Raw genomic sequence first — 22,137 nt, forward strand, 5'->3', positions numbered from 1 at the left:
TCACCTGACCACCCCGCGGTGTTCAACCGGCGTGGACACGATCGCGCCATGTCGACAACCATGACCATCTGGCGGCCGATCGCCGCCGTCGCCGCCGTGGCGCTGAGCGCGGGCCTGCTCGCCGCGCCCGCCGAAGCGGCGAAGCCGGCGCCCGAGTTCGACCTGCAGGCGCACCGCGGCGGGCTGGGGCTGCGGCCCGAGAGCACGCTCGCCTCGTTCGGCAACGCCCTGCAGCTGGGCGTGTCGACTCTGGAGCTGGACATCCAGATCACCAAGGACGGGTACGCCGTCGTGACCCACGACCGACGCATCAACCCGGCCAAGTGCGCCGACACCGCGCCCGTCACCCCGGGCGACCCGCAGTTCCCGTACGCCCAGGGCAGGTACATCAAGGACCTCACACTCGCCCAGGTGCGCACGCTCGACTGCGGCGCCCGCCGGCTGGCCGGCTACCCGGAGCAGGAGGTCGTGCCGGGCGCGGGCATGCCGCTGCTCAGCGAGGTCTTCGACCTGGTGAAGCGGTACGACGCCGACGACATCACGCTCAACATCGAGACCAAGGTCGAGGCCGGCGCGCCGCACGAGACCGCGCCGCGCGAGCAGTTCGTCCAGGTCGTCGCCCGCGAGATCCGCGACGCGAGGATGGAGAAGCAGGTCACCATCCAGTCGTTCGACTGGGGCGCGCTGATGCGCATGGGCGAGGTGGCGCCGCGGCTGCCGCTGGTCGCGCTGACCAACTACGACTTCCTGCAGGTCGACCGGCCGGGCGCCTCGCCGTGGCTGGGCGGCATCGACATCGACGACTTCGGCGACGACCCGATCGCGGCGATCACGTCGTTCGGCGCCGACGCGTTCTCGCCGGTGCACGGCTTCCCGCAGGGCGGCTCGGTGAACGACCCGGACTACCGGCCCTACGTCACGCGCGACATGGTGCGCCACGCGCACCGCAACGGCATCGACGTCGTCCCGTGGACGATCAACGACCCGGCCACGATCGAGAAGCTCATCGACGACGGCGTCGACGGCATCATCACCGACTATCCTGACCGACTGCGCGCCATCATGGCCGAGCGGGGCTTCGCGCTGCCGGAGCCGGTCGCGTCGCCGCTGGACGTCCAGGCGCACCGCGGCGGGCGCTGGGACCGGCCCGAGAACACGCTGCCGGCGTTCTCGCTGGCGCTGGAGAACGAGGACATCTCGACGCTCGAGCTCGACACCGGCGTCACGGCCGACGGCGTCCTGGTGGTCACGCACGACCGCGCCGTCAACGGCTCGCACTGCATCGACACCGCGCCCGCGACGCCCGGCGACCCCGAGTACCCGTACGTCGGCGACCTGGTCCGCGACCTCACGCTCGCGCAGCTCAAGACCATCGACTGCGGCACCAAGACGCTGCCGGAGCTGCCGGAGCAGGTGCCGGCGCCGGGCGCGCGGATCCCCACCCTGGACGAGGTGTTCGACCTGGTCGAGCAGAGCGGCCGCGACGACGTGCGGCTCAACATCGAGACGAAGATCAGCCCGCTGGTGAACGACACGGCGCCGTACCGGGAGTTCACCCGCAAGCTGGTCGACGCGATCAACGATGCGGGCTTCACCGGACGCGCCACCATCCAGTCCTTCGACTGGCGCACCATCCGCTACGCCCGCGAACTCGACCGCGACATCGAGACCGTCGCCCTGGTCTGGCAGTACGGCCCGGCCGAGTGCGCCTCGCTGGCCGACGAGTGCTCCCTGCAGGCGGCCTACGGCGACCCGTCGGTGAAGAGCCCCTGGACCGACGGCATCGACTGGTGGCGCTCGGAGAACCTCGGCCTCATGACCCGGCGGGCGGGCGCCTCGACGGTGTCGGCGAACTGGCAGGTCCACGACCCGTCGCAGGGCACCGTCGTGTCGTCGGACTGGTACCTGCGCGAGGACCCGTCCTACTTCCACAGCCCGGAGATCGGGGAGCTGCACCGGCTCGGCGTGAAGGTGGTCCCGTACACCGTCAACGACGCGTCGATCATGCAGCGCCTCATCGACCTGCGCGTCGACGGCATCATCACCGACGATCCGACCCTGCTGATCGAGGTGGCGAAGCTCAACGGCCTCCGCTGACGCTTCGACGCCGGATGGGTGGCGGTTCGCTGGTGCCACAGCGCCGGCACACCGCCCCCATCCAGCTCAGCCGAGCAGGAGGCCGGCGCCGATCGCGACCATGACCAGGGCGATCAGGCCGTCGAGCACCTGCCACGCGCGCGGCCGCTCGAACACCCCGCTGAGGCCGCGGGCGCCGAAGCCGAGCGCGGTGAACCAGGCGATCGACGCGGTCATCGCGCCGAGGCCGTAGAGCCAGCGGCCGTCGGCGCCGTGCTGGTTGGCCAGGGCGCCGAGCAGGACGACGGTGTCGAGGTAGACGTGCGGGTTGAGGAACGTGAACCCCAGACACGCGAGCACCGCGGCCCGCGCCGTCGTCGCCGAGCGGCCGGCCGACGACAGCGACGACGGCCGCAGCGCCCGCCGGGCGGCCAGGACGCCGTAGCCGATCACGAAGGCCGCCCCGCCGTACCGCGCCGCGTCGAGCGCCCACGGGTGCGCCGTCAGCGCCGCCCCGAGCCCCGCGATCCCGGCGCCGATGAGCAGCGCGTCCGCCGTCGCGCACACCAGCACCACCGGTAGCACGTGCCGCCGGGCGATGCCTTGGCGCAGGACGAACGCGTTCTGCGCGCCGATGGCGACGATCAGCGACAGGGAGGTGACGAACCCGATGACGGCACTGGACACGTCCCCGACGGTAGGGCCGTCGCCTGATGAAGACCAGCTCAAGTTTCTAAGCCTTCATTAGCATGGCTTCATGATGCGGATCGATCTGGCCCAGCTGAGCGCGTTCGCCGCCGTCGTCGACGAGGGCAGCTTCGAGGCCGCCGCCCGCCGGCTGCACGTGACGCCGTCGGCAGTGAGCCAGCGGATCAAGGCGCTCGAGGCGCGCCTGGGCCAGATCCTGGTCACGCGCACGCGGCCCACGGGCGCGACACCGGCGGGGCAGGTGCTGGCGCGGTACGCGGGCCAGGTGCGGCTGCTCGAGACCGAGGCGCTGACGGCGCTGGCGGGCGCCGAAGGCGGTGCCGACGCCGCCGACGTGCGGCTGGCGGTCGCCGTCAACGCCGACTCGCTGGCGACGTGGTTCCTGCCGGCTCTCGCCGGGCTGGCCGCGGACCGGGCGGCCCGGTTCGAGATCCACCAGGAGGACCAGGACCACTCGGCGACGCTGCTGCGCGAGGGCGCCGTCGTGGCCGCGGTGACGGCCGACCAGCGGGCGGTCCAGGGCTGCACCGTCCGCCCGCTCGGGCGCATGCGCTACCTCGGGGTCGCCGCTCCGGCGTTCGCCCGCCGCTGGTTCCCCGACGGCCCGACGGCGACGGCGCTCGCTGCCGCCACGACGCTGGTGTTCAACCGGAAGGACGCCCTGCAGTCGCGGTTCGCCCGCGAGCTCGCCGGCCGCCGCGTCGACCCGCCCGTCACCGTCCTGCCGTCGTCGGTGGGCTTCGCCGACGCGACGGTGCTCGGGCTGGCCTGGGCCATGCTGCCGGAGTCGATGGCGCGCGATCCCCTCGCCGACGGCCGGCTGGTCGAGATCGCGCCCGGCCGGCACCTCGACGTGCCGCTGTACTGGCAGCGCTGGAAGCTGGAGTCGCCGCTGCTCACCGAGCTGACCGACGCCGTCGTCGCCGCCGCGGGCGCGGCCGGTCAGCTGCGAGCGCCCGCGGGCGCGGCTTCATGAGCGTCCACACCCCGCCGCCGCCCGACGCGTTCGGCCCGGCTGCGCAGCACGATCGTCGCGCTGCGGGCGCTCGCCGGTCAGTGACCGCGGAAGGCCTCTTCCAGCCACCAGGAGCCCCGCGGCGCGGCGACCTTGGCGTCGATCAGCAGCGGCCGGGCGCGGTCGCCGTCGACCCAGGACCGCACGCCGGCCAGGTCCGCCACAGACCGCACCGTCACCGCGTCGAAGCCGTAGCCCGCACCCACAGCGGCGATGTCGGTCTCCGGGAAGACCACTGAAGACAGGTCGGCATCGGCGCCGAAGTGGTGCACCTCGGCGCCGTAGGCGTCGTCGTTGTAGACGACGACGACCATCGGCAGGCCCAGGCGCCGGACGGTGTCGAGCTCGGCGGCCGCCATCAGCGCGCCACCGTCGCCCAGCGCCGCGACGGGGAGCCGGTCCGGGCGGGCCAGGGCCGCGCCGATCGCCGTCGCCAGCCCGAGGCCGATCGACTGGAACGCCTGCGTGAAGCAGAAGCCGAACTCGTCGGGCACGGAGAGGAACATGCTCGGGTAGCCCATGAAGTTGCCGGAGTCGACGGCGACCATGCGCTCGGCGGGGAGCAGGTCGTCCAGGGCGATGGTCAGGGTCCGCGGGTCCACGTGACCGGAACCGCCCCAGTCGTCGTAGGGCACGTCGCGCCAGCGCAGGTCGCGCGCGATCCGCTCGCGGACGGCCTCGCTGCGATACCCGGGGCCCGACGGCGTCGGCTCGGCGAGCGCCGCGGTCACCAGGGCGGCCACCGCGGCGCTGTCGCCGGTCACGCCGACGTCGACGGGGCGGTTGCGGCCGAGCGCGTCCGGGTCGAGGTCGACCTGCGCCACCCGGGCGCCGGGGCCGATCAGCCGCCCGTGCCGCATGGTCCACATGTTCAGCGCGCAGCCGAACCCGACGATCACATCGGCCGACGAGATCAGCGACGCGGCCAGCGGCGACGCGAACCCGCCGGACACGTCCAGCGACCAGGGGCTGCCGTGGAACAGGCCGCGGGCGACGGCGGACGTGGCGAGCAGCGCACCGCACGCGTCGGCCAGCGCGAGCAGCTCGGCGCGGGCGTGCCGGGCACCCCGGCCGGCGATCAGCACCGGCCGCTCCGCCCCGGCCAGCAGGGACGCCAGCTCACCGACCTCCGGCGACGACGGCGGCGATGGCGACGACGACGGCGACGGCGGCGGCGCGACCGGACCACCGACCGGCCGCGGGCTGACGCCGTCGTCGATCGGGAGTCCCTGCACGTCGAGCGGCAGGTTGACGACGACGGTGCGCCGCTCGTCCCGGGCCAGGGAGAACGCCCGCGCCACCTCCGGCACCGCCGTCGACGGCGACGACACCCGCACCGACGACGCGCCCACCGCGGCGGCCAACCCCGGCTGGTCGACGAAGAAGTTCGAGCCGGGCACCGTCGCCTCGGCGGCCAGCACCAGCAAGGGCGTGCGGCTCTTGGCCGCCTCGGTGATGCCGGTCAGCGCGTTGGTGAGCCCGCAGCCCTGGTGGACGGTGAGCACCGCGACCTCGCCGCTCATTCGCGCGTACGCGTCGGCCATGGTCGCCGCGCCGCCCTCGTGCCGAGCCGCGACGAACCGCGCGCCACCGCTGACCAGCGCGTTCGTGACGTGGAAGTTGCCGCTGCCGACCACGCCGAACGCCTGCCGCACGCCGAGCTCCGCCAGCGCCCGGCCCACCGCCTCGCCGACCAGCACCAGGGATCAGCCCCGCTCGACCAGCGCCAGCACCCGCGCCGGGCTGCCCGACCCGCCCACGATCGGCAGCGGCGCCGCGATGACCACCGCGCCCACAGGCGGCAGAGACGCCAGGTTCTGCAGTTGCGTCAGCCCGTACTTCCCGGCGCCGAGCAGGAACGAGTGACACGGGAACGCCGGGTCGAACGAGTGCGCCGCGCCCGCGTCGGTGCCGACGGTCTCGACGCCGATGCCCAGGACCGGCGCCTCGTCGGCGAGCCAGCGCGCGCACTCGACGCTGACGCCGGGGGTGTGCGGGCCGGTCTCGTTCGCGTTGAGGAACGCCTCCTGGTCGTCCGACCGCGCGTCCCACCCCGTGCGGAGCAGCAGCCAGCCGCCGTCGGGCAGCGGGCCGTGCTCGGACTCCCACGCCTTGACGTGGTCGATCTCGAGCAGGAAGTCCGGGTCGGCCGCCGCCTGCTGCGTCACGTCGACGACGGCGGCAGGCGCGACCAGGCGGGGGAGCGGCACCTGCGCGACGTCGCCGCCGTCCTGCCCGGTGACCCAGTGCACGGGCGCGTCGAAGTGGGTGCCGGTGTGCTCACCGGTGGTGATGTTGTTCCAGTACCAGGCCGGGCCGCGGTCGTCGTAGCGGCTGATCTCCTGCAGCTGGAACGGGACCGTCTGGCCGAACGGCTCGGGGAGCTTCAGGATCGGCGTCTGCGAGCTCAGCGGCGCGGTGAGGTCGAGCACCTCGATGCGGCCGCCGGCGACGGCGTCGAGCAGGTCGGCGAGAACGGTCATGTCGGCTCCTCTGCGGCGGTCCACGGGTCGCGCTCATCCTGGCCGGACCGGGCGCACGCCGTCCAGGGATGATCGAGCCGTGGACGCTGGACGTGACGTCCACAGGCCGAGCGAGATGCCCGCGGGTCGCGGACGGTGGGGGCATACGGGACTCCCCCGAGCTAGTGCACCACCGGGAACACGAGATGGGTGACGCGGTCGCCCTGAACGCAGACCGATGGGTTGCCGAGCAGCACGTCGTCGGCCGAGAGCTTGCCGAAGAAGGGGCGGTTGCCCTCGCCCATCACGACCGGGACGAGGTCGACGGCCACGTCGTCGAGCAGCCCCAGCTCCAGGCTCTGCCGGGCGATGGTGCCACCGGTGACCGCGACGACGCGGTCGCCGGCGAGCGCCCGGGCATGGGCGACCGCGGCCGCCACTCCGTCGGTCACGAAGGTGAACGGTGCCTCCGGGTGTGCGTCGACCCAGTCGGTGGGGACCCGGTGCGTCACGACGACGACCGGGACGTCCAGGGTGTGGCGACCATGCCAGCCCTCGGTCACCTCGAACAGCGTCCGGCCGCAGACCAGCGCGCCGACCGAGGACACCCACCGCCGCCAGTGCTCCGAGCTCTGCGGGGACAGGCGGACGGCGAAGTCGCCGGCGGGAGTTGGAAGCTCGACCTCGCCGTTCTGCAGCCAGTCGAACAACCGGCCGATGGAGTTGTCCTGCTTGGCGACGTACCCGTCGAGCGACATGATCGCCTGCGCCACCACCTTGCCCACGGTGTCTCTCCTCCTCAGGCGCGCTGCGGCCGGTAGGCGTGCGCCACGATGCCGCTGGGGAACGACACGGCCTCGACGAGGTCCAGGTGCCGCGATTCCGGCAGCTGGTCGAACAGCGCCCGCCCCTGGCCCAGCACCAATGGCTGGACGAGGAGACGGTACTCGTCGATCAGGTCCGCCGCGGCCAGAGCGCCGGCGAACCGTCCGCCGCCCCACGCGACCACGTCCGGGCCGGGCGCGGCCTTGACCGCGGCGACCTCGGCCGCGAGGTCACCCCGAGCGACCTGAGTGACCGGCCAGGTCGCCTCGGCGTCGCTGAGCGTCCTGGAGAACACGACCTTGGGGATGTCGTTCATCGGAGCCGCGTACGGGTCGTCCGAGTGCTGCCAGAACGACGCCATCTGCTGGTACGTGACGCGGCCCATGAGGTGGGCGCCGGCCGTGCTGATGCGGTCGAGCTTCCACTGCTTGAGCTCGGCGCCCTCGGGGATCGTCCCGGGGTGCTCCCGGTCGCTGTCGACGAACCCGTCCAGTGACATCGACATGTACAGAATGACGTCTCGCATGACCCATCTCTCCTCGACGACACGAGCGGCTGGCAAGCCGTTCCGTTCCCACCGCATCATGAGGCTGCTTCATCTCTGCTTCATGCCGCTGCCGACCGGCAGCTAGAACATTCGTTCTGCATATCTGCTTAGGTCAAGTGCGACAGTGGCGCGGGCGTTGATCATGGACTCGGGCCTGCTCCTTGCTGTGATCCGAGGTGCCGTGGGCGCCAGGCGTAAGCTCCGGGATATTGGCGGGGACTAACTGGTTGGCATGAGGGGCGGCGAGTGTACATAGGCGAACTGGTCCGTGCGAGTGCGTCCACGACGGATGAGGATCTCTCCTTTGGTCCTCCAGTCATCGCCGCGACGGTGGTGCTCATCGCGGGCGGGCTGTGGCTGCTGAGCCGCTGGCGCTCCGCGTGGTCCGGCGCTGGTTCGTCCCGCATCGTGCCGGCTGATCGTGGCGCGCTGGTCTTGGAATCGATTCACCCGTACGCGGGCATCCCCATCCTCAGTCTCGGCGTGATGCTGCTGGTCATTGGCGTGACGGCGTCGGTTTCCGGGCCAGTGTCAGACGTCCTCTGGGCGATCACGAGTCTGGTCATGCTCGCCACAGCGGTCAGCTGGGGACTTCTCGCGACGATCGCCCTGTTCAACCGACCGAAGAGCCTGGTTCCCCCGCATGCCCGCGACTCCAACGGCTATCTGGGCGACCTCGGCACTGGGGGTAGGCGCGGCGGCTGATCTTCTTGCCCGGCCGCTCATCGGTCGCCCTCCCGTCGGCTTGTGGAGGCCATGGCGGCACCCTGCAGATTCCCGCGATCGACAAGGTTCCGCGGATCTGCTTGTGTCAAAGTCACCATCCGGCGTCGCCGAGTCGTTGCAGGTCATGCAGTGGGTGGGGGTCGGTGGCGACGGCTTGCTGGAGGAGCCGGTAGAACAGCAGGCCGCGCTTGTGGGCGGTGCGGCGGTTGAACCGGAAGATGTATTCGTGGAGGTAGTAGGGCAGCTGCTCGGTGCTGACGCGATGATGCAGGGTGCCGGCGATCCAGCGCTTGAGCAGGGACGCAATCAGGTGCACGCCGGGCAGCACCGCGGACTTGTCCGCGGCGTCGTAGCCGGTGGTGTCGTGGTGGGTGTAGCCCATGTCGGCCAGCCGGCGCAGCCCTCGGGCGCCGTCGGTGTGGATGGTCGAACCGGGCTCGACGACACCAGCGGCGAAGGTGACCAGCTGCAAGGTACCGGGCGCGGCGGCGATCTGGGCGCGCATGCGACCCAGCCGCTGGCCCTCGCTGCGCTCGACGGCAACCATGACGGGGACCTTGTCCCCGCCCGCGCCGGCGGTGCCGACGTCGACGCCGCCGACCATCACCTCGTCGACCTCGACCGTCCCGGACAGCCGGTCCCGGTCGGGTCGCACCATGGCTCGGCGCAGCTTGTGCAACCAGGCCCAGGCGGTCTCGTACGAGCCGAACCCCAGCACCCGCTGCAGACCCAGCGCGGACACGCCGTTCTTCTGGGAGGTCACGAACCAGATCGCGGCGAACCACGTCGCCAGCGGCGTGCGGGTCCGGTGGAAGATCGTGCCCGCGGTGACCGACGTCTGCCGCCCACAGGCCGCGCACATGAGCAGCCCCTTGCCGGTGCGCCAGCACGCGCCCGCGCCGCAACGCGGGCAGACGAACCCGTCCGGCCAGCGCAGCCGCTCTAGGTACTCCAGGCACGCACGGTTGTCCGGGAACCAGGCCAGCAGCTCCTGATACGTCCCCGGGTAGTCCGCGCCCGCCACCGGATGGCGGCATTCATGATCACCGCTCACGCCCACCATCGTACTTGATTTAAGCAGATATGCAGAACATTCGTTCGAATACGGCTAGTGTGGACGAATGAGCGTAGCGTTCCAAGCCTCTCTGCTCGACGGCGTCAGCGGCGGCGCCTCGCTGGGTCCGCTCGGCCACACCGTCGAGCGCACCGTCCTCACCCTCGGCGCCTGGGTCGACGTCCGGCGCGGCTGGGTCGACGGGTCCGACCAGCTCTTCACCGGCCTCGTCGAGTCGGTCCCGTGGCGGGCGGAGCGGCGCACCATGTACGACCGCGTGGTCGACGTGCCGCGGCTGGTCCGCTTCTACGGCGACGGCGAGCCGCTGCCCGACCCGCTGCTGACCGAGGCGCGCGACGCGCTGAGCCGGCACTACGGCGCCGAGCTGGGCGAGCCGTTCACCACCGCCGGCATGTGCTTCTACCGCGACGGCCGCGACAGCGTCGCCTGGCACGGCGACACCATCGGGCGCAGCAGTACCGAGGACACCATGGTCGCCATCGTGTCGCTCGGGGCGCCGCGGTCGCTGCTGCTGCGCCAGCGCGGCGGCGGCAGCGCGACCCTGCGCTTCGCCGTCGGCCACGGCGACCTGCTGGTCATGGGCGGGTCGTGTCAGCGCACGTGGGAGCACGCGGTCCCGAAGACCGCCAAGCCGGTCGGGCCGCGCATCAGCGTCCAGTTCCGCCCCAGGGGAGTGCGCTAGAAGCGGTCGAGGCGGCAGCCCGCCAGCATCGGCTCGACCGCGCCGTCGACCAGCTCCCGCGCGACCAGGCGGCCCACGGCCGGGCCGAGCGTGACCCCGGGGTGCAGCACCGCCACGTACAGGCCGGGCACCTCGGCGACCGGGCCGATGATCGGATCGCCGTCGGCCGGCATGGGGCGTGCGCCGACCCGGCTGCTGAGCAGCTCGACGTCCGCGGCGCCGCGGAAGGTCGACCGGATGGCGGCAAGGGTCCGCTCGGGCGAGTCCGCGGCGGCGATCAGCCGGTCGGCCGAGACCTGCCGCAGATCGAAGTCCCGGGTGTTGACCACGGTGCGGACCAGACCGGCAGGAGCGCGGAACCGGAAGAGCGTCGCCGGCGACGGGCCGACCGGGACGCTGACGCCGAGCGGCGCGGCCAGCGCGGCCGTGGCCACCCCCGCCGCCAGCACCACCGTCGCACCGGAGATCGGTCCCGCGGCCGTCTCGACCCCGGCGACCCCGCCCGCGGCGTCGCGGCGGACCGCGGTGACCGGGGTGTCCGGACGGACCCGGGCGCCGTGGGCCTCGGCGCCCGCGACCAGCCGCTCGGTCACGCCCACCGGGTCGACGGCGCCGTCGCCGGGTGCCCAGACGGCCCACTCCGGAGGCTGCCGCACGGCGGGCTCGAGTCTCGCCACGGTGACGGCGTCCACGATCTCCTGCCCGGGCCCCGTCTCCGGCGGGCCGTCGGTCGTGCCCCAGGACAGAGAGCCGGACCAGGTCACCGGGAGTCCCGGCAGCTCGGCCTGGAGCCGGCGGTACTCGTCCGTCGCGGCCGCCCGCAGCGGGGCGGCCGGACCGGTGCGCACGCCGGACGATCCGATCCAGGCGAACGAGCCCGCCGTCACGCCGGCGCCCGGTCGCCCGGCGTCGACGAGCGTGACGGCGGCGCCGGCCCGGGCCGCGTGATAGGCCACCGAGGCTCCGACGATGCCGGCGCCGACGACCACCAGGTCGCTGCTCACCACCGGCTCAACTCCCCGCCGGCGCGCAGCCGGGCAGGTCGGTCATGCGTCGCAGGCCCATCAGCGGCACCGTATCGCGGTGCCGGCCCGGCGGCCACGGGATTTCGTCCCCGGCCGCGGCTCGTCAGAGCCAGCCCCGCCGAGCCGCCTGGACGCCGGCTTGGAACCGGTTGGTCGCCTCGAGGTCGTCGAACAGCCGGCGGGTCCGGCGCCGCATCGTGCGCGTCGACAGGCCGAGCTGGCGGGCGATCGCGTTGTCGGTCAGCCCGGCCGCCAGCAGCTGCACGAGCTGCCGGTCGTCGTCGGGTACGTCCGCCACGGCGGCGGGGCCGAGCGGCGTCGCACGCGCCCAGTAGAGCTCGAACAACTCCACCAGTGCGTCGAGGAGCGTCGACTCGCGGACGATCAGTCCCTGCGCGTGGCCGACGTCCATCGACAGCGTGAGCAGCGCCACCCGGCGGTCGGCGATCGCCAGCTTCATCGGCAGCCCGGCCAGTACGCGGGCCTGCTCGCCGCGGCTGGTGAGGTCATTGACCTCGTCCATCGCGCCGGGGATCTCCAGCGCCTCGGGGGCGTAGATCGCCCGCCAGCGCACCCCGCTGTCGAGCCGGACGGGTTCGACGGGGTTGACGGCGGCCAGGACGTACGGCGGCCGGTCGAGCACCATCATCTCCGAGCGCACCTGGTGCTGCAGCCGCACGAACCAGCGGCCCTGCTCCTCGGGCCCGTTGAGCAGCTCGATCGTGCTGCCGCCGCCCTCCTGGCGGCGCACGGCGTGGAAGATCGACGACAGCGCGAGGGCGGAGCTGCGCACCTGGTCCAGCTCGCCGGCCCGTTCGCGCACGAGCGCGTCGAGGGCGGCCTCGGGGTCGACGGCGGTGTAGCGGCGGCGCCGTCCGGACATCCGGGTCACCAGGCCGAGTGCCCGCAGCCGCCCGAACGCGCGGTCGACCCGGCCCTCGGGCTGCCCGAGCTGCTCGGCCAACGTCGCCGGGGTCGCGTCGGCGCAGGTCAGGAGCGCGCGGTAGACCTCCTCGTCGAACGGGGCGAGGCCCACGGAGGCGAGCGAGAAGTCGTCTTCTGTGCTCATGGGACCAATGTGGCCGAATTGTGCCACCGGCCGCAACCGGCCAGCCGCATCCATTGATAGGCGGAGTCCCACCCACTACGAATGTCGCAAACCCATGGCTACCCCCGGGCCGTGGTCTGACATCGGGAGCATGATGATTGCTCGACGACTCCGCGCCGGATCCGGCGCCGCACTCGCCGTCGCCCTCGCCGCAGCGGGCCTGACCCCCCTGGTCGCAGGCACGGCCCCCGAGGCCGGCGCGGCCCCCGAGGCCGAGCAGGACACTCGCGTCATCGTCGTGATGGCGGGTCCCGACGGCGAACCCGGAGGTCCCGCCGCAGGGGCCTCGGCGACCGCGAGCGCGCAGACCGAGCGGGCCGCCGTCGCCGCCCAGCGCACCATGCTGACGGCCGCCGCCGACCAGGGCATCGACGCCGAGGTCGAGCACGAGTTCACCGGCCTCGTCCATGCCGTCGCGCTCACCGTCGCCGCCGAGGACGTCGCCGCCCTCGACGACCTGCCCGGCGTCGCCGGCGTCGTTCCCGACGAGCGGATCCGCGCCGCCACCGACGTCAGCGTGCCGCTCATCGGCGCGCCGGAGGTGTGGGAGCGCCAGGCGCCCGGCGGGGCCCCGGCCGACGGCACTGGCACGATCGTCGCCGTCATCGACACCGGGATCGACTACACGAACCCGTCGCTGGGCGGCGGCTTCGGCGAGGGCCACAAGGTCGTCGCCGGCTACGACTTCGTCAACCGCGACGCCGACCCCATGGACGACAACGGCCACGGCACCCACGTCGCCGGCATCGTCGCGGGCACCGGCGCCGGCACCCCGGAGACCACCGGCGTCGCGCCCGGCGCGCTGCTCACCGCCTACAAGGTGCTCGACGGGTGGGGCGCCGGCTACGAGTCCGACATCATCGCCGGCCTCGAGGCCGCCGTCGACCCCGCGAACCCGTACCGCGCCGACGTCGTCAACCTGAGCCTCGGCGGCCCCGGCGACGGCACCGACCCGCTCGGGCTGGCCGCCACGGCCGCCACCGAGGCGGGCGTCGTCGTGGTCGCGGCCGCCGGCAACGCCGGTCCCGGAGAGCAGACCATGGGCAGCCCGGCACTGGCCGACGGCGTCCTCTCGGTCGGCGCGTCCGCCAGCGGCCTGGTGCTGCCGTCGGCCCGGCTGACGGCGCCGCGCGACGAGCCCATCGACACCTTCCGCGCGCCGTTCTCGGCACCCGCGCCCACCACCCCGGTCGTCGGCGAGCTCGTCGACGTCGGCGACGGCTACGAGGAGGACTACGACCGCGTCGGCGACGTCACCGGCAAGGTGGTCGCGTACCGGCAGAACCTGCCGCGCAGCCTCGCCGACGTGGCGCCGTTCCTCGTCGAGCAGGCGCGGCTGGCCGAGGAGCGCGGCGCCCTCGCGCTCATCGCCTACACCGGCGGCGGTGGCGGCCCGGTCCTGTTCGACGAGCCCGCCGCGGCGGCGGCCGCCGAGCCCGGCGTGGTCGACGTCGCGCTCCCCGGCGTCCTGGAGGAACCGGGGGAGAGCTTCCGGCTGGACCGACTCGTCGTCATGGGCCTGCTGGAGATGCAGTGGGAGCAGCTCAGCCGCGACCTCGCCGCCGGCCCCGTGCACATCGAGATCTCCGGCCAGGACGTCACCGACCAGATCGCCTCGTTCAGCTCGCGCGGCCCGGCGCCGGACTTCGACCTCGAGCCCGACGTCGTGGCCCCCGGCGTGGAGATCCGGTCGACCTGGCCGCTGGAGTTCTGGGCGCCCGGCGTCTACCGCATCTCCGGCACCAGCATGGCCGCGCCGCACGTGGCCGGCGCGGCGGCGCTGCTGCGCCAGCTCCGGCCGGACGAGTCCGTCGCCGACACGAACGGGCGGCTCACCGGCTCGGCCGTAGCGGTCGAGGGCACCGGCCCGACGACGTCCGGCGCCGGTCGTGTGGACGTCGCGGCCGCCGTCGACAGCGCGCTGATCGCCGCCCCGACCTCGGTCTCGCTCGGCCTGGCCGACCTGTCCGGCCCGACGATCGGCGGCAGCGGCACCACCACGCTGCGCAACCCCGGCGACACCGACGTCGCGGTCACGCTCGCCGCCGAACAGGCGACGGCCGCCATCGGCACCGCCACCGTCACCCCGTCGCAGGCGACGATCCCCGCCGGTGGTGAGCTCGAGGTGACGGTCACGGTCGCCGCCGACACCCCGGCGCAGGACGCGGACCTGGCCGGCTGGATCGTCGCGACCACCACCGGCAGTAGCGGTGCCACCGGCGCCACTGTCAGAGTCCCGTACCTGCTGGCCGCCCGGCACCTCGTCGTGCAGACCTCGCCGGACCCCAGCGACGGCACCTCGGAGGCCTTCATCTGGAGCCCGGCGCCGCTGACCGAGCCGCCGACCGTGACGGTGACCCCGCCGCGCGGCCGCCCGGTCACCGTCCGGGCCGAGCACGACTACGACAGCTGGTACCGGGCCGAGCTCACCGGGTCGCGAGCCGGCGCGTACGCCGTCGCCGTCACCGCGGGCACGACGCTCGGCGCCACCGTCACCGGACGTACGTCCTTCGAGGTCACCGCCCCTACGGGCAACTCGGGCAACCCGGCCGCGTGGCAGCCGATCGGGCCCAACACGTCGGCCGGCCCCATCACCGTCAGCGGCGCGGACCCGGACGTCGCCGCCGTCACGCAGTACACGAAGGCGGGACCGTGGACCACGGACGACGGCGGTGAGACCTGGCGGCAGCACAACCGGCTGCCCGTCGCGGCCGGCAGCGGCAACGACAACCTCGTCATCGCCGCCGACGACCCCGACACCATGTGGTACGCCGTCAACGCCGCCACGGGCCTCAGCTTCGGCGTCCGGCTCGACAACACCTACGAGGGCCGGATCCTGCGCAGCGAGGACGGCGGCGCGACCTGGCGGCAGCTCGATGTGCCCGACGCGCACACGATCGCGCTGCTCAGCGACCCGCAGACGCGGGTGCTGGTCGCCGTCCGGCCGGACTCGATCATCGTCAGCCGCGACGGCGGCGACGGCTGGGCGAGCTACCCGAACCCGGCCGGCAGCGACCTGACCGGCGCGGCCGTCAGCGGCGACGACCTGTACCTGGCCGGCTTGGACGCCGTCTGGGCGGTCCGCGGCGTGCTGGCCGGCGAGCCGACCGGCAGCGACACCGTCTACACGACGCAGGACGGGTTCGTCGAGGGCCTGGCCGCCACGGGCGACGGCGAGACCGTCGTCGCGCTGGTCGACGACGTCGTCCACGGCACCAGCGACGGCGGCGCCACCTGGGCCGAGCTGTACCCCGTCCCGGACGGCGGCGCCCTCGACATCCTCGTCAGCGACGACCTGATCACGGTGACGACGTACCGCGACGTCCAGCACGTCAGCCGCGACGGCGGCGCGACATGGGAGCAGCTGCCCGAGCCGATCAACGGCGCCGTCGAGGACGACGTCCAGCCGTGGGCCGGCGGGCTGCTGTGGTCGTCGCCGGGCGCCGGGCTCTTCCTCACCGGCGACGACGGCGCCGACCCGCGGCGCATCGGCGTCCAGGGCAGCACCATCCACGACCTCGAGATCGCCGACGACGACGGCACGCCGCGGCTGCTCGCCGGCACCGACACCGACGTCTACGCGACCGACCTGCCGACCCGGCCGAAACTGCCGGCCGGCGGGGCGGAGTGGGGGCTGTCGGGCTACGAGGCCTACGTCGGCACCCGCATCGGCCAGCTCGCCGTCGACCCGCAGGACCCGCAGACGGTGTGGAAGATCCGTAAGGACGCGCTGTCGCAGTTCTGGGTCTACCGCAGCGGCGACGGCGGCAGGGAGTGGGAGCTGCGCGGGCGCACCTACGAGGTGCCGCTCGACCTGGTCGTGGGGACGGCTGACTCCGGCACCGTGGCGGTCTCGTTCTGGAGCCTCGGCGGGACCGGCCTCTACGTCACCCGCGACGGCGGCACCGTGTGGCGCAAGTTCTTCCACGACCAGCTGTTCTGGTCCGTCGCCACCGATCCCGCGACCCCCGAGCGGCTCTGGCTGGCCAGCGACGACGGCCTGTACCGCAGCGACGACTTCGGCATCACGGCGGAGAAGGTCGTCGACGGGCGGTACACGACGGTGGCCGTCCACGGTGACCGCGTGATCGCCGCCGGCCCGGCGATCCGGGTCAGCGACGACGGCGGCGCCACCTGGCACGACGCCGACACCGGCGGGCTGCCGATGCTGGTCGGCGACCTGGTCGTGTCGCCGTCGGACCCGGACGTCTGGTACGCCGCGACCGGCTCGTTCGACGCCAACGGGCTGATCAAGGGCGGCCGAGGCGTGCTGCGCAGCACCGACGGCGGGCGCAGCTGGACGAACGTGTCCGGCGGCCTGCAGAACCTGTCGGTCGTGTCACTGGAGATCAGCCCGGACGGCCGGTGGCTCTACGCCGGCACCCAGCTCGGCGGCGTGCACCGGGTGCGCACGAGGTAGCCCCACCTCCTGTGCCCGGTCCTCCCCAGGCGCCGCCGGGGCCTGTGACGAGTGGGACGACGTGTCCTCAGCCGTCGTCCCACTCGTCACGCAACTCCTTGCGCAACACGTCGACCTGCACCATCAGCGCGCCGAGCAGCTCTTCGCGGTTCAGCCGGTTGGTGGTGCGGTACGACCACGCCGGCCGCCCGTCGGCGTCGAGGACCTTGATCAGCACGAACGCCTCGATGGCCGTCTCGCCCTGGGCGAGCGGGTGCACCTCGAGGCCGCTGAGCACCTGAGCGACCGGCACGCGCTCGTCGCCGGTCGAGTCGGAGTCGCTGTCCATGGGGACATCCAAACACTCGCGTCCTCGGCTGAGATGCGTACCTCGGCCGGCACCCCCTGAGGACGCCGTCAGGGGCGACCCCGAGATGTCCCTGAGCTGCCCCTGAAACCACCCTTGAACTGCTGTGATGCTGGTCGTGGCGGCCGTAGCGTAGCCGCCATGATCACAGCGGAACGGCTGACGAAACGCTACGGAGACACGACCGCGGTCGACGCGATCGACTTCACGGTCCGGCCCGGCTCGGTCACCGGGTTCCTCGGCCCCAACGGCGCCGGGAAGTCCACGACCATGCGCATGGTGATGGGCCTCGACCATCCGTCCGGCGGCCGGGTCACCGTCAACGGCCGCGCCTACCGCGACCTGCCCGCCCCGCTGCACGAGGTCGGCGCGCTGCTCGAGGCCAAGGCCATCCACGGCGGCCGGTCGGCGTACCACCACCTGCTGTGGCTGGCGAAGACCAACGGCATCCCGCGCCGCCGTGTCGACGAGGTGATCGGCCTGGTCGGGCTCGACGCCGTCGCGCACAAGCGGTCCGGCGGCTTCTCGCTCGGCATGGGCCAGCGGCTCGGCATCGCCGCCGCGCTGCTCGGCGACCCCGGCGTGCTGCTCTTCGACGAGCCGGTCAACGGGCTGGACCCGGAGGGCATCCGATGGATTCGGACCCTGATCCGGTCGCTGGCCGCCGAGGGACGGACGGTGTTCGTGTCCAGCCACCTCATGTCCGAGATGGCGCTCACCGCCGACCACCTGCTGGTCATCGGTCGCGGGCAGATCCTCGCCGACACCGGCATGGCCGACTTCATCGCCCGCAACGCCGCGGCCCACGTGCGCGTGCGCTCGCCGCAGGGCGGGGTGCTGGCCGAGGCGCTGCGCGAGCGCGGCTGGACGATCCGCCGCGACGACGACGGCGCGCTGCTCGTCGAGGGCGCGTCAGCGGAGCAGGTCGGTGACGTCGCCGGCTCCCGCGGCCTCTACCTGCACGAACTGAGTGTCGTCAACGCCTCGCTCGAGGAGGCGTTCATGCGCCTCACCGCCGACAGCGTCGAGTACCACGCCCGCACCGACCAGCCCGTTCCCGCCGGAGTGTGACCCCATGACCACCGCGACCCTCGAACCGGCCGTGCCCAGCGCACGGCAGGCGGCCACGACCGGCCAGGCCCGGCTCACCTTCGGCCGCATCCTCGACGCCGAGTGGACCAAGATCCGCACCGTCCGCTCCACCGTCTGGACCCTCGTCTCGCTCTTCGTCGCCAGCGTCGGCCTGACGGCGCTGATCTGCCTCGCCGCGGCCGGCGACCTCGCCAGCGGCGCCGGCGGTGACGAGCCGGTCGGCGCGTTCGCCACCTGGGGCCTGATGTTCGGCCAGATCGCCGCGCTGGTCCTCGGCATCCTGGTGGCGACCTCGGAGTACTCCAGCGGGATGATCCGCACCACGCTCGCGGCCGCGCCACGCCGGTGGTCGGTGCTCGTCGCCAAGACGACGGTCCTGGCGGGGCTGCTGCTGGTGCTCGGCACCATCACGTCGGCCGCCGCGTTCCTGGCCGGCAACTTCTTCCTCGGCCGCGAGGGCATCGGGTTCTCCGTCACCGACCCCGACGTGCTGCGGACCATGATCGGCGGCGGGCTGTACCTCGCCGTGCTGGGCGTCTTCGGCCTGGCCCTCGGCCTGCTGATGCGCCACACGGCCGGTGCGGTCACCGTCGGCATCGCGCTGATCTTCATCGTCGGCAACCTGGTCGGGCTCGTCCCCGGCGCCGCCGGGGAGTGGCTGACGAAGCTGATGCCGGGCAACGCCGGGTCGACCATCGCCACCGTCGAGTCCTTCAACCCCGACCTGCTGGGACCGTGGACCGGCCTCGGGGTGTTCGTCGGCGAGACGGCGCTCCTCCTGCTGCTCGCGGGCTGGCTGTTCCGCAAGCGCGACGCCTGACGGCGCTGTCTGAAGGGCGAGGTGCGCGACGGCGGTCGCGTCGGTTTGAATGACCGGCGTGACCGCCTTCCGCCTGCCCGCGCTGCTCGCCCGCGCCGCCGACCGCGGCCTCGAACCCGGCCTGACCACGTGGGCGGCGGACACGCTGCCGTCCATGGTGCCGGCGCTGGTCGAGCGGTGGGGGCTCACGATGGGTGCGCCGTACGAACCGGGCGGGCAGTGCTCGTGGGTGGCGCCGGGCACGACACCGTCGGGAGACGCCGTCGTCCTCAAGGTCACCTGGCGTCATCCCGAGGCCGAGCACGAGGCCGACGGCCTGCGGTTCTGGAACGGCGACGGCGTCGTCCGGCTGCACGACGAGGTCGCCACGGACGACACCCGGGCGCTGCTGCTCGAGCGGTGCACGCCGGGCACCTGGCTGAAGGACTCGATGCCGCCGCAGGACCAGGACGTCATGCTCGCGGGTATGCTGCGCCGACTGTGGCGCCGCCCGCCCGACGGCCACCCGTTCCCGTCGCTGGCCTCGATGTGCGACCACTGGGCGCGCGACTACGAGTCGCGGGCCGACGCCGTCGCCGATCGGCGGGGGTGGGACCGCGGGTTGCTGAGCGAGGGCGTCGCGCTCTACCGCGAGCTGCCGCGCACCAGCGACGACGACGTCCTGCTCTGCACCGACCTGCACCCCGAGAACGTGCTCGCCGCCCAGCGCGAGCCGTGGCTCGTCGTCGATCCGAAGCCGCACGTCGGCGACCGCACCTACGACGCGACCCAGCACATGTTCAACATGGACCGCCTGCACACCGACCCCGGGGCGTTGTCGGACCGGATGGCCGCGCTGCTCGACCTCGACCCGGAGCGGCTGCGGCTCTGGCTGTTCGCCCGGTGCGTCCAGGAGGCACCCGAGTGGGACGGCATGTACGAGGTGGCGGCGCAGCTGGCGCCGTGGGTCAGAAGTCGATCCGCATGACCGTCCGGCGCGGCGTCGGGTGGCTGACCTCGGTGAAACCGGCGGCCGCGAACATGGCGACGGTGCCGACGTGCAGCTCCTCGAGAACCACCTTGGTCGTGGTGATCGGATAGCCCTCGACGGCCCGGGCGCCGTTGTCCTGCGCGAAGCCGGCGGCGGCCCGCGCGAGCGCCGTCGCGACGCCCCGCTTGCGGTACCCCGCGCGGGTCACGAAGCAGGTCACCGCCCACACGCCGGGGTCGGCGGAGTCCTCGTCGCGGTCCTTCCACGGCACCGTGAACACGCGGGCGAGTCCGGTGTAGTGCGGGCGCGGCTCGACGGCGCACCAGCCGGCCGGCTCGCCGTCGAGGTAGGCGAGCAGCCCGCCGGTGCCGTCCGCCGCCTGGTCGCGCAACCGGTCCGCGCGGTCCTCGGCCGGGACCGAGCCGAACGACTCCCGCGGCGCCAGCTTGTACCGCTGGCACCAGCAGCGCGCGGCCGATCCGCGGGTGCCGAACACCGCCCGCAGGTCGTCCCAGCTCGCCTCGCCGGCGGGGACGACGGTGACGCCCGGCGACGGCGTCATACCCGCGGCTCCGGCGCGAAGCCGGTCCGGCGCAGCGCGCCCGGCAGGCGGCGGGTCGCGGTCATCCTCGCGGCTCCAGCAGGGTGGCGACGGCGTCGAGGACGGCCGGCCAGGCGGCCGACGCGGGATCGATGAGTCCGAAGTGCTCGACGCCGGGCAGCTCTCGCAGAGTGATGCGCGGTCCGGCCGCGGCGGCGTAGCGGCGGCTGAGGCCGGGCGGGACCTGCCGGTCCTCGGTCCCGTGCAGCAGGACGACGGGGACGGCCGGCGGTACGAGCCGCATCGGATCGGCGACGGCGTACCGCTCCGGCCGCGTCGTGGGATCTCCGCCGAGGAGCTCCGGCGCCGCGCCGTCGCCGAGCTCCAGGGCGGCGGCCGCCGCGAGGTCGAGGACCCCGGCGAGCGAGACCACCCCGGCGAGCGTGGCGTCGCCGGTGAGCGAGCCGCCCTCGATCGGCCGAGCCTGCCCGCCTGTCCGGCTCGCCCACCGGGAACCCGCCGGAAGCCGGTGCCGCGAGGCCGCCCAGACCGCGAGGTGCGCGCCGGCCGAGTGCCCCACGTGCACGACCCGGCTCAGGTCCACCGCGACCGGGCCGCCCGTCGTCGCCGCCACGACGAGGCCGGGAACCGTGTCGAGCGCCAGCGCGACATCGTCGAAGGTGGCCGGCCAGCCGCCGCCCGCCCCGACTCGGCGGTACTCGATCGCGGCGACGGCGTATCCGGCCGCCGCGAGCCCGGCACACTGCGGCCGCGCGTGGGTGCGGTCGTACTCCGCCCGCCAGAACCCGCCGTGCACCACGACCACCAGCGGCACCGTCCGTCCCGCGGCGCCGGTCGTGGTGCGGAGGTGGCCCGACGTGCCCGGGTCGCCCGCGGGCAACTCGGGCACCCACACGTCCGCCACCTGGTCGGGCACGTCTCCGTAGGCGACCGTGAGCATCGGCGGGGGAGCGGCCCGGGTCAGCACCTCGCGTGGGTCACCCACCTGCGCCCCCCGCGAGATCGCGGCGCATCACCCAGCGCGGCCGCCCGGCGCTGGTCGCGTCGGTGCCGGCGACTCGCCGGAACCCCGCCCGCTCGAACATCCCCGTCGTGCCCACGTAGGCCAGCGCCGTGCTGAGCCGTGCGCCGCCGGTGTCGACCGGGTAGCCCTCCAGCGCCGGCGCGCCGTACGACCCGGCGAACTCGACCGCCCCGTGCAGCAGCTCCTCCGCGAGTCCCTGCCGCCGGTACCCCGTCCGCACCACGAAGCAGACGACGGACCAGACCGGGAGGTCGTCGACCGCATGGATTGTCGTCGAGCGGACCAGCCGCTCCATGGCGGCCCGGGGCCCGACGTTGCACCAGCCCGCGGGCTCGTCGTCGACGTAGGCGAGCACGCCGGGCGGGGGTCCGCCGTCGACCATCGCCCGCAGCCGGTCCTCGCGGTCAGGGCCGGGCATCCGGCCGAACTCGCCCGAGGGCAGCCGCCAGGCGAGGCACCAGCAGGCGTCCGATCCCTCGCCGCGCGGAGCGAGCAGGACGCGCAGATCGTCCCAGCGGTCGGGCGTGGCGGGACGGACCCGCACCACCGGGGCGACGTCGGCAGCCATACGGGCAGTCTGGCGCATGCCGTGGGCCAGGGCAGCGCGTTACCCTTGCGATGGACCCCCGCAACTCTGCCGACACCCGAGGACTC

At 73.6% G+C, this 22,137-nt stretch carries 19 protein-coding genes and 2 pseudogenes; 9 read left to right on the forward strand and 12 right to left on the reverse strand.

Annotated elements, in window-relative coordinates; genetic code table 11:
* Nucleotides 1-60 precede the first annotated feature (60 nt).
* Nucleotides 61-1,107, forward strand: a pseudogene (locus tag E1212_RS30965) (glycerophosphodiester phosphodiesterase family protein); the annotation flags it as partial.
* 27 nt (nt 1,108-1,134) lie between these two features.
* Nucleotides 1,135-2,097 (forward strand): annotated as a pseudogene (locus tag E1212_RS30970) (glycerophosphodiester phosphodiesterase family protein); the annotation flags it as partial.
* 66 nt (nt 2,098-2,163) lie between these two features.
* On the opposite strand, the gene E1212_RS00175 reads toward E1212_RS30970, so the two are convergent.
* On the reverse strand, nt 2,164-2,763 hold the full coding sequence (locus E1212_RS00175; protein ID WP_131977324.1) for a LysE/ArgO family amino acid transporter: 600 nt from the start codon (nt 2,761-2,763) through the stop codon (nt 2,164-2,166).
* A 70-nt stretch (nt 2,764-2,833) separates the two neighbouring features.
* Between E1212_RS00175 and E1212_RS00180 the strand changes: the two genes are divergently transcribed.
* Nucleotides 2,834-3,760 (forward strand): LysR family transcriptional regulator ArgP, encoded by a 927-nt coding sequence (locus E1212_RS00180; RefSeq protein ID WP_238992200.1) that lies wholly within the window; start codon nt 2,834-2,836, stop codon nt 3,758-3,760.
* A 77-nt stretch (nt 3,761-3,837) separates the two neighbouring features.
* Here the strand turns inward: E1212_RS00180 and E1212_RS00185 are convergent, their stop codons facing one another.
* The 4 genes from E1212_RS00185 to E1212_RS00200 all read right to left on the reverse strand — a co-directional run bounded on the left by E1212_RS00185 (nt 3,838) and on the right by E1212_RS00200 (nt 7,612).
* Nucleotides 3,838-5,499, reverse strand: a complete 1,662-nt coding sequence (locus E1212_RS00185) for a thiamine pyrophosphate-binding protein (protein WP_131977327.1) — start codon at nt 5,497-5,499, stop codon at nt 3,838-3,840.
* A 6-nt stretch (nt 5,500-5,505) separates the two neighbouring features.
* Nucleotides 5,506-6,282, reverse strand: a complete 777-nt coding sequence (locus tag E1212_RS00190) for a cyclase family protein (RefSeq protein WP_131977330.1) — start codon at nt 6,280-6,282, stop codon at nt 5,506-5,508.
* Between the two features lie 161 nt (nt 6,283-6,443).
* A complete protein-coding gene (locus E1212_RS00195; RefSeq protein WP_131977333.1) occupies nt 6,444-7,046 on the reverse strand; it encodes a dihydrofolate reductase family protein in 603 nt (200 codons plus the stop codon).
* A gap of 14 nt (nt 7,047-7,060) precedes the next feature.
* Entirely contained in the window at nt 7,061-7,612 is a 552-nt protein-coding gene (locus E1212_RS00200) for a dihydrofolate reductase family protein (protein ID WP_131977336.1), read from the reverse strand.
* 267 nt (nt 7,613-7,879) lie between these two features.
* Between E1212_RS00200 and E1212_RS00205 the strand changes: the two genes are divergently transcribed.
* Nucleotides 7,880-8,338, forward strand: coding sequence for a hypothetical protein (locus E1212_RS00205; protein ID WP_131977339.1), 459 nt, complete (start codon nt 7,880-7,882; stop codon nt 8,336-8,338).
* 112 nt (nt 8,339-8,450) lie between these two features.
* Here the strand turns inward: E1212_RS00205 and E1212_RS00210 are convergent, their stop codons facing one another.
* A complete protein-coding gene (locus E1212_RS00210) occupies nt 8,451-9,383 on the reverse strand; it encodes an IS1595 family transposase (protein ID WP_238992209.1) in 933 nt (310 codons plus the stop codon).
* A 97-nt stretch (nt 9,384-9,480) separates the two neighbouring features.
* On the opposite strand from E1212_RS00210, the gene E1212_RS00215 reads away from it, so the two are divergent.
* Nucleotides 9,481-10,116: an alpha-ketoglutarate-dependent dioxygenase AlkB gene (locus E1212_RS00215; protein ID WP_131977345.1), complete on the forward strand. Its 636-nt coding sequence runs from the start codon at nt 9,481-9,483 to the stop codon at nt 10,114-10,116.
* Here the strand turns inward: E1212_RS00215 and E1212_RS00220 are convergent.
* Entirely contained in the window at nt 10,113-11,120 is a 1,008-nt protein-coding gene (locus E1212_RS00220) for an NAD(P)/FAD-dependent oxidoreductase (protein WP_131977348.1), read from the reverse strand. The genes E1212_RS00215 and E1212_RS00220 overlap by 4 nt on opposite strands.
* Before the next feature lie 124 nt (nt 11,121-11,244).
* Nucleotides 11,245-12,210 carry a helix-turn-helix domain-containing protein gene (locus E1212_RS00225; protein ID WP_203416086.1) on the reverse strand — a complete coding sequence of 322 codons (966 nt, stop codon included), beginning with the start codon at nt 12,208-12,210 and terminating at the stop codon, nt 11,245-11,247.
* Nucleotides 12,211-12,340: 130 nt separating this feature from the next.
* On the opposite strand from E1212_RS00225, the gene E1212_RS30645 reads away from it, so the two are divergent.
* Nucleotides 12,341-16,669 carry a S8 family serine peptidase gene (locus E1212_RS30645; RefSeq protein WP_162605240.1) on the forward strand — a complete coding sequence of 1,443 codons (4,329 nt, stop codon included), beginning with the start codon at nt 12,341-12,343 and terminating at the stop codon, nt 16,667-16,669.
* 67 nt (nt 16,670-16,736) lie between these two features.
* Here E1212_RS30645 and E1212_RS00235 read toward each other — a convergent pair whose 3' ends face one another.
* Nucleotides 16,737-16,997 (reverse strand): hypothetical protein, encoded by a 261-nt coding sequence (locus E1212_RS00235; protein ID WP_131977357.1) that lies wholly within the window; start codon nt 16,995-16,997, stop codon nt 16,737-16,739.
* Nucleotides 16,998-17,156: 159 nt separating this feature from the next.
* Here E1212_RS00235 and E1212_RS00240 point away from each other — a divergent pair, with 159 nt between their 5' ends.
* The 3 genes from E1212_RS00240 to E1212_RS00250 are packed head-to-tail and all read left to right on the forward strand — an operon-like array spanning nt 17,157 to nt 19,894.
* Complete coding sequence (locus E1212_RS00240; RefSeq protein ID WP_131977360.1) at nt 17,157-18,086, forward strand: ATP-binding cassette domain-containing protein; 930 nt, start codon at nt 17,157-17,159, stop codon at nt 18,084-18,086.
* A gap of 4 nt (nt 18,087-18,090) precedes the next feature.
* Nucleotides 18,091-18,927: an ABC transporter permease gene (locus tag E1212_RS00245; protein WP_131977363.1), complete on the forward strand. Its 837-nt coding sequence runs from the start codon at nt 18,091-18,093 to the stop codon at nt 18,925-18,927.
* A gap of 58 nt (nt 18,928-18,985) precedes the next feature.
* Nucleotides 18,986-19,894, forward strand: a complete 909-nt coding sequence (locus E1212_RS00250) for an aminoglycoside phosphotransferase family protein (RefSeq protein ID WP_162605241.1) — start codon at nt 18,986-18,988, stop codon at nt 19,892-19,894.
* Here the strand turns inward: E1212_RS00250 and E1212_RS00255 are convergent.
* The 3 genes from E1212_RS00255 to E1212_RS00265 all read right to left on the reverse strand — a co-directional run bounded on the left by E1212_RS00255 (nt 19,875) and on the right by E1212_RS00265 (nt 22,051).
* Entirely contained in the window at nt 19,875-20,459 is a 585-nt protein-coding gene (locus E1212_RS00255) for a GNAT family N-acetyltransferase (protein WP_131977368.1), read from the reverse strand. The genes E1212_RS00250 and E1212_RS00255 overlap by 20 nt on opposite strands.
* Before the next feature lie 61 nt (nt 20,460-20,520).
* Nucleotides 20,521-21,399: an alpha/beta hydrolase gene (locus E1212_RS00260; protein WP_131977742.1), complete on the reverse strand. Its 879-nt coding sequence runs from the start codon at nt 21,397-21,399 to the stop codon at nt 20,521-20,523.
* A gap of 37 nt (nt 21,400-21,436) precedes the next feature.
* On the reverse strand, nt 21,437-22,051 hold the full coding sequence (locus E1212_RS00265) for a GNAT family N-acetyltransferase (RefSeq protein ID WP_131977370.1): 615 nt from the start codon (nt 22,049-22,051) through the stop codon (nt 21,437-21,439).
* Between the last annotated feature and the right edge of the window lie 86 nt (nt 22,052-22,137).

Source organism: Jiangella ureilytica (assembly GCF_004348545.1).
GTDB classification, from domain to species: domain Bacteria; phylum Actinomycetota; class Actinomycetes; order Jiangellales; family Jiangellaceae; genus Jiangella; species Jiangella ureilytica.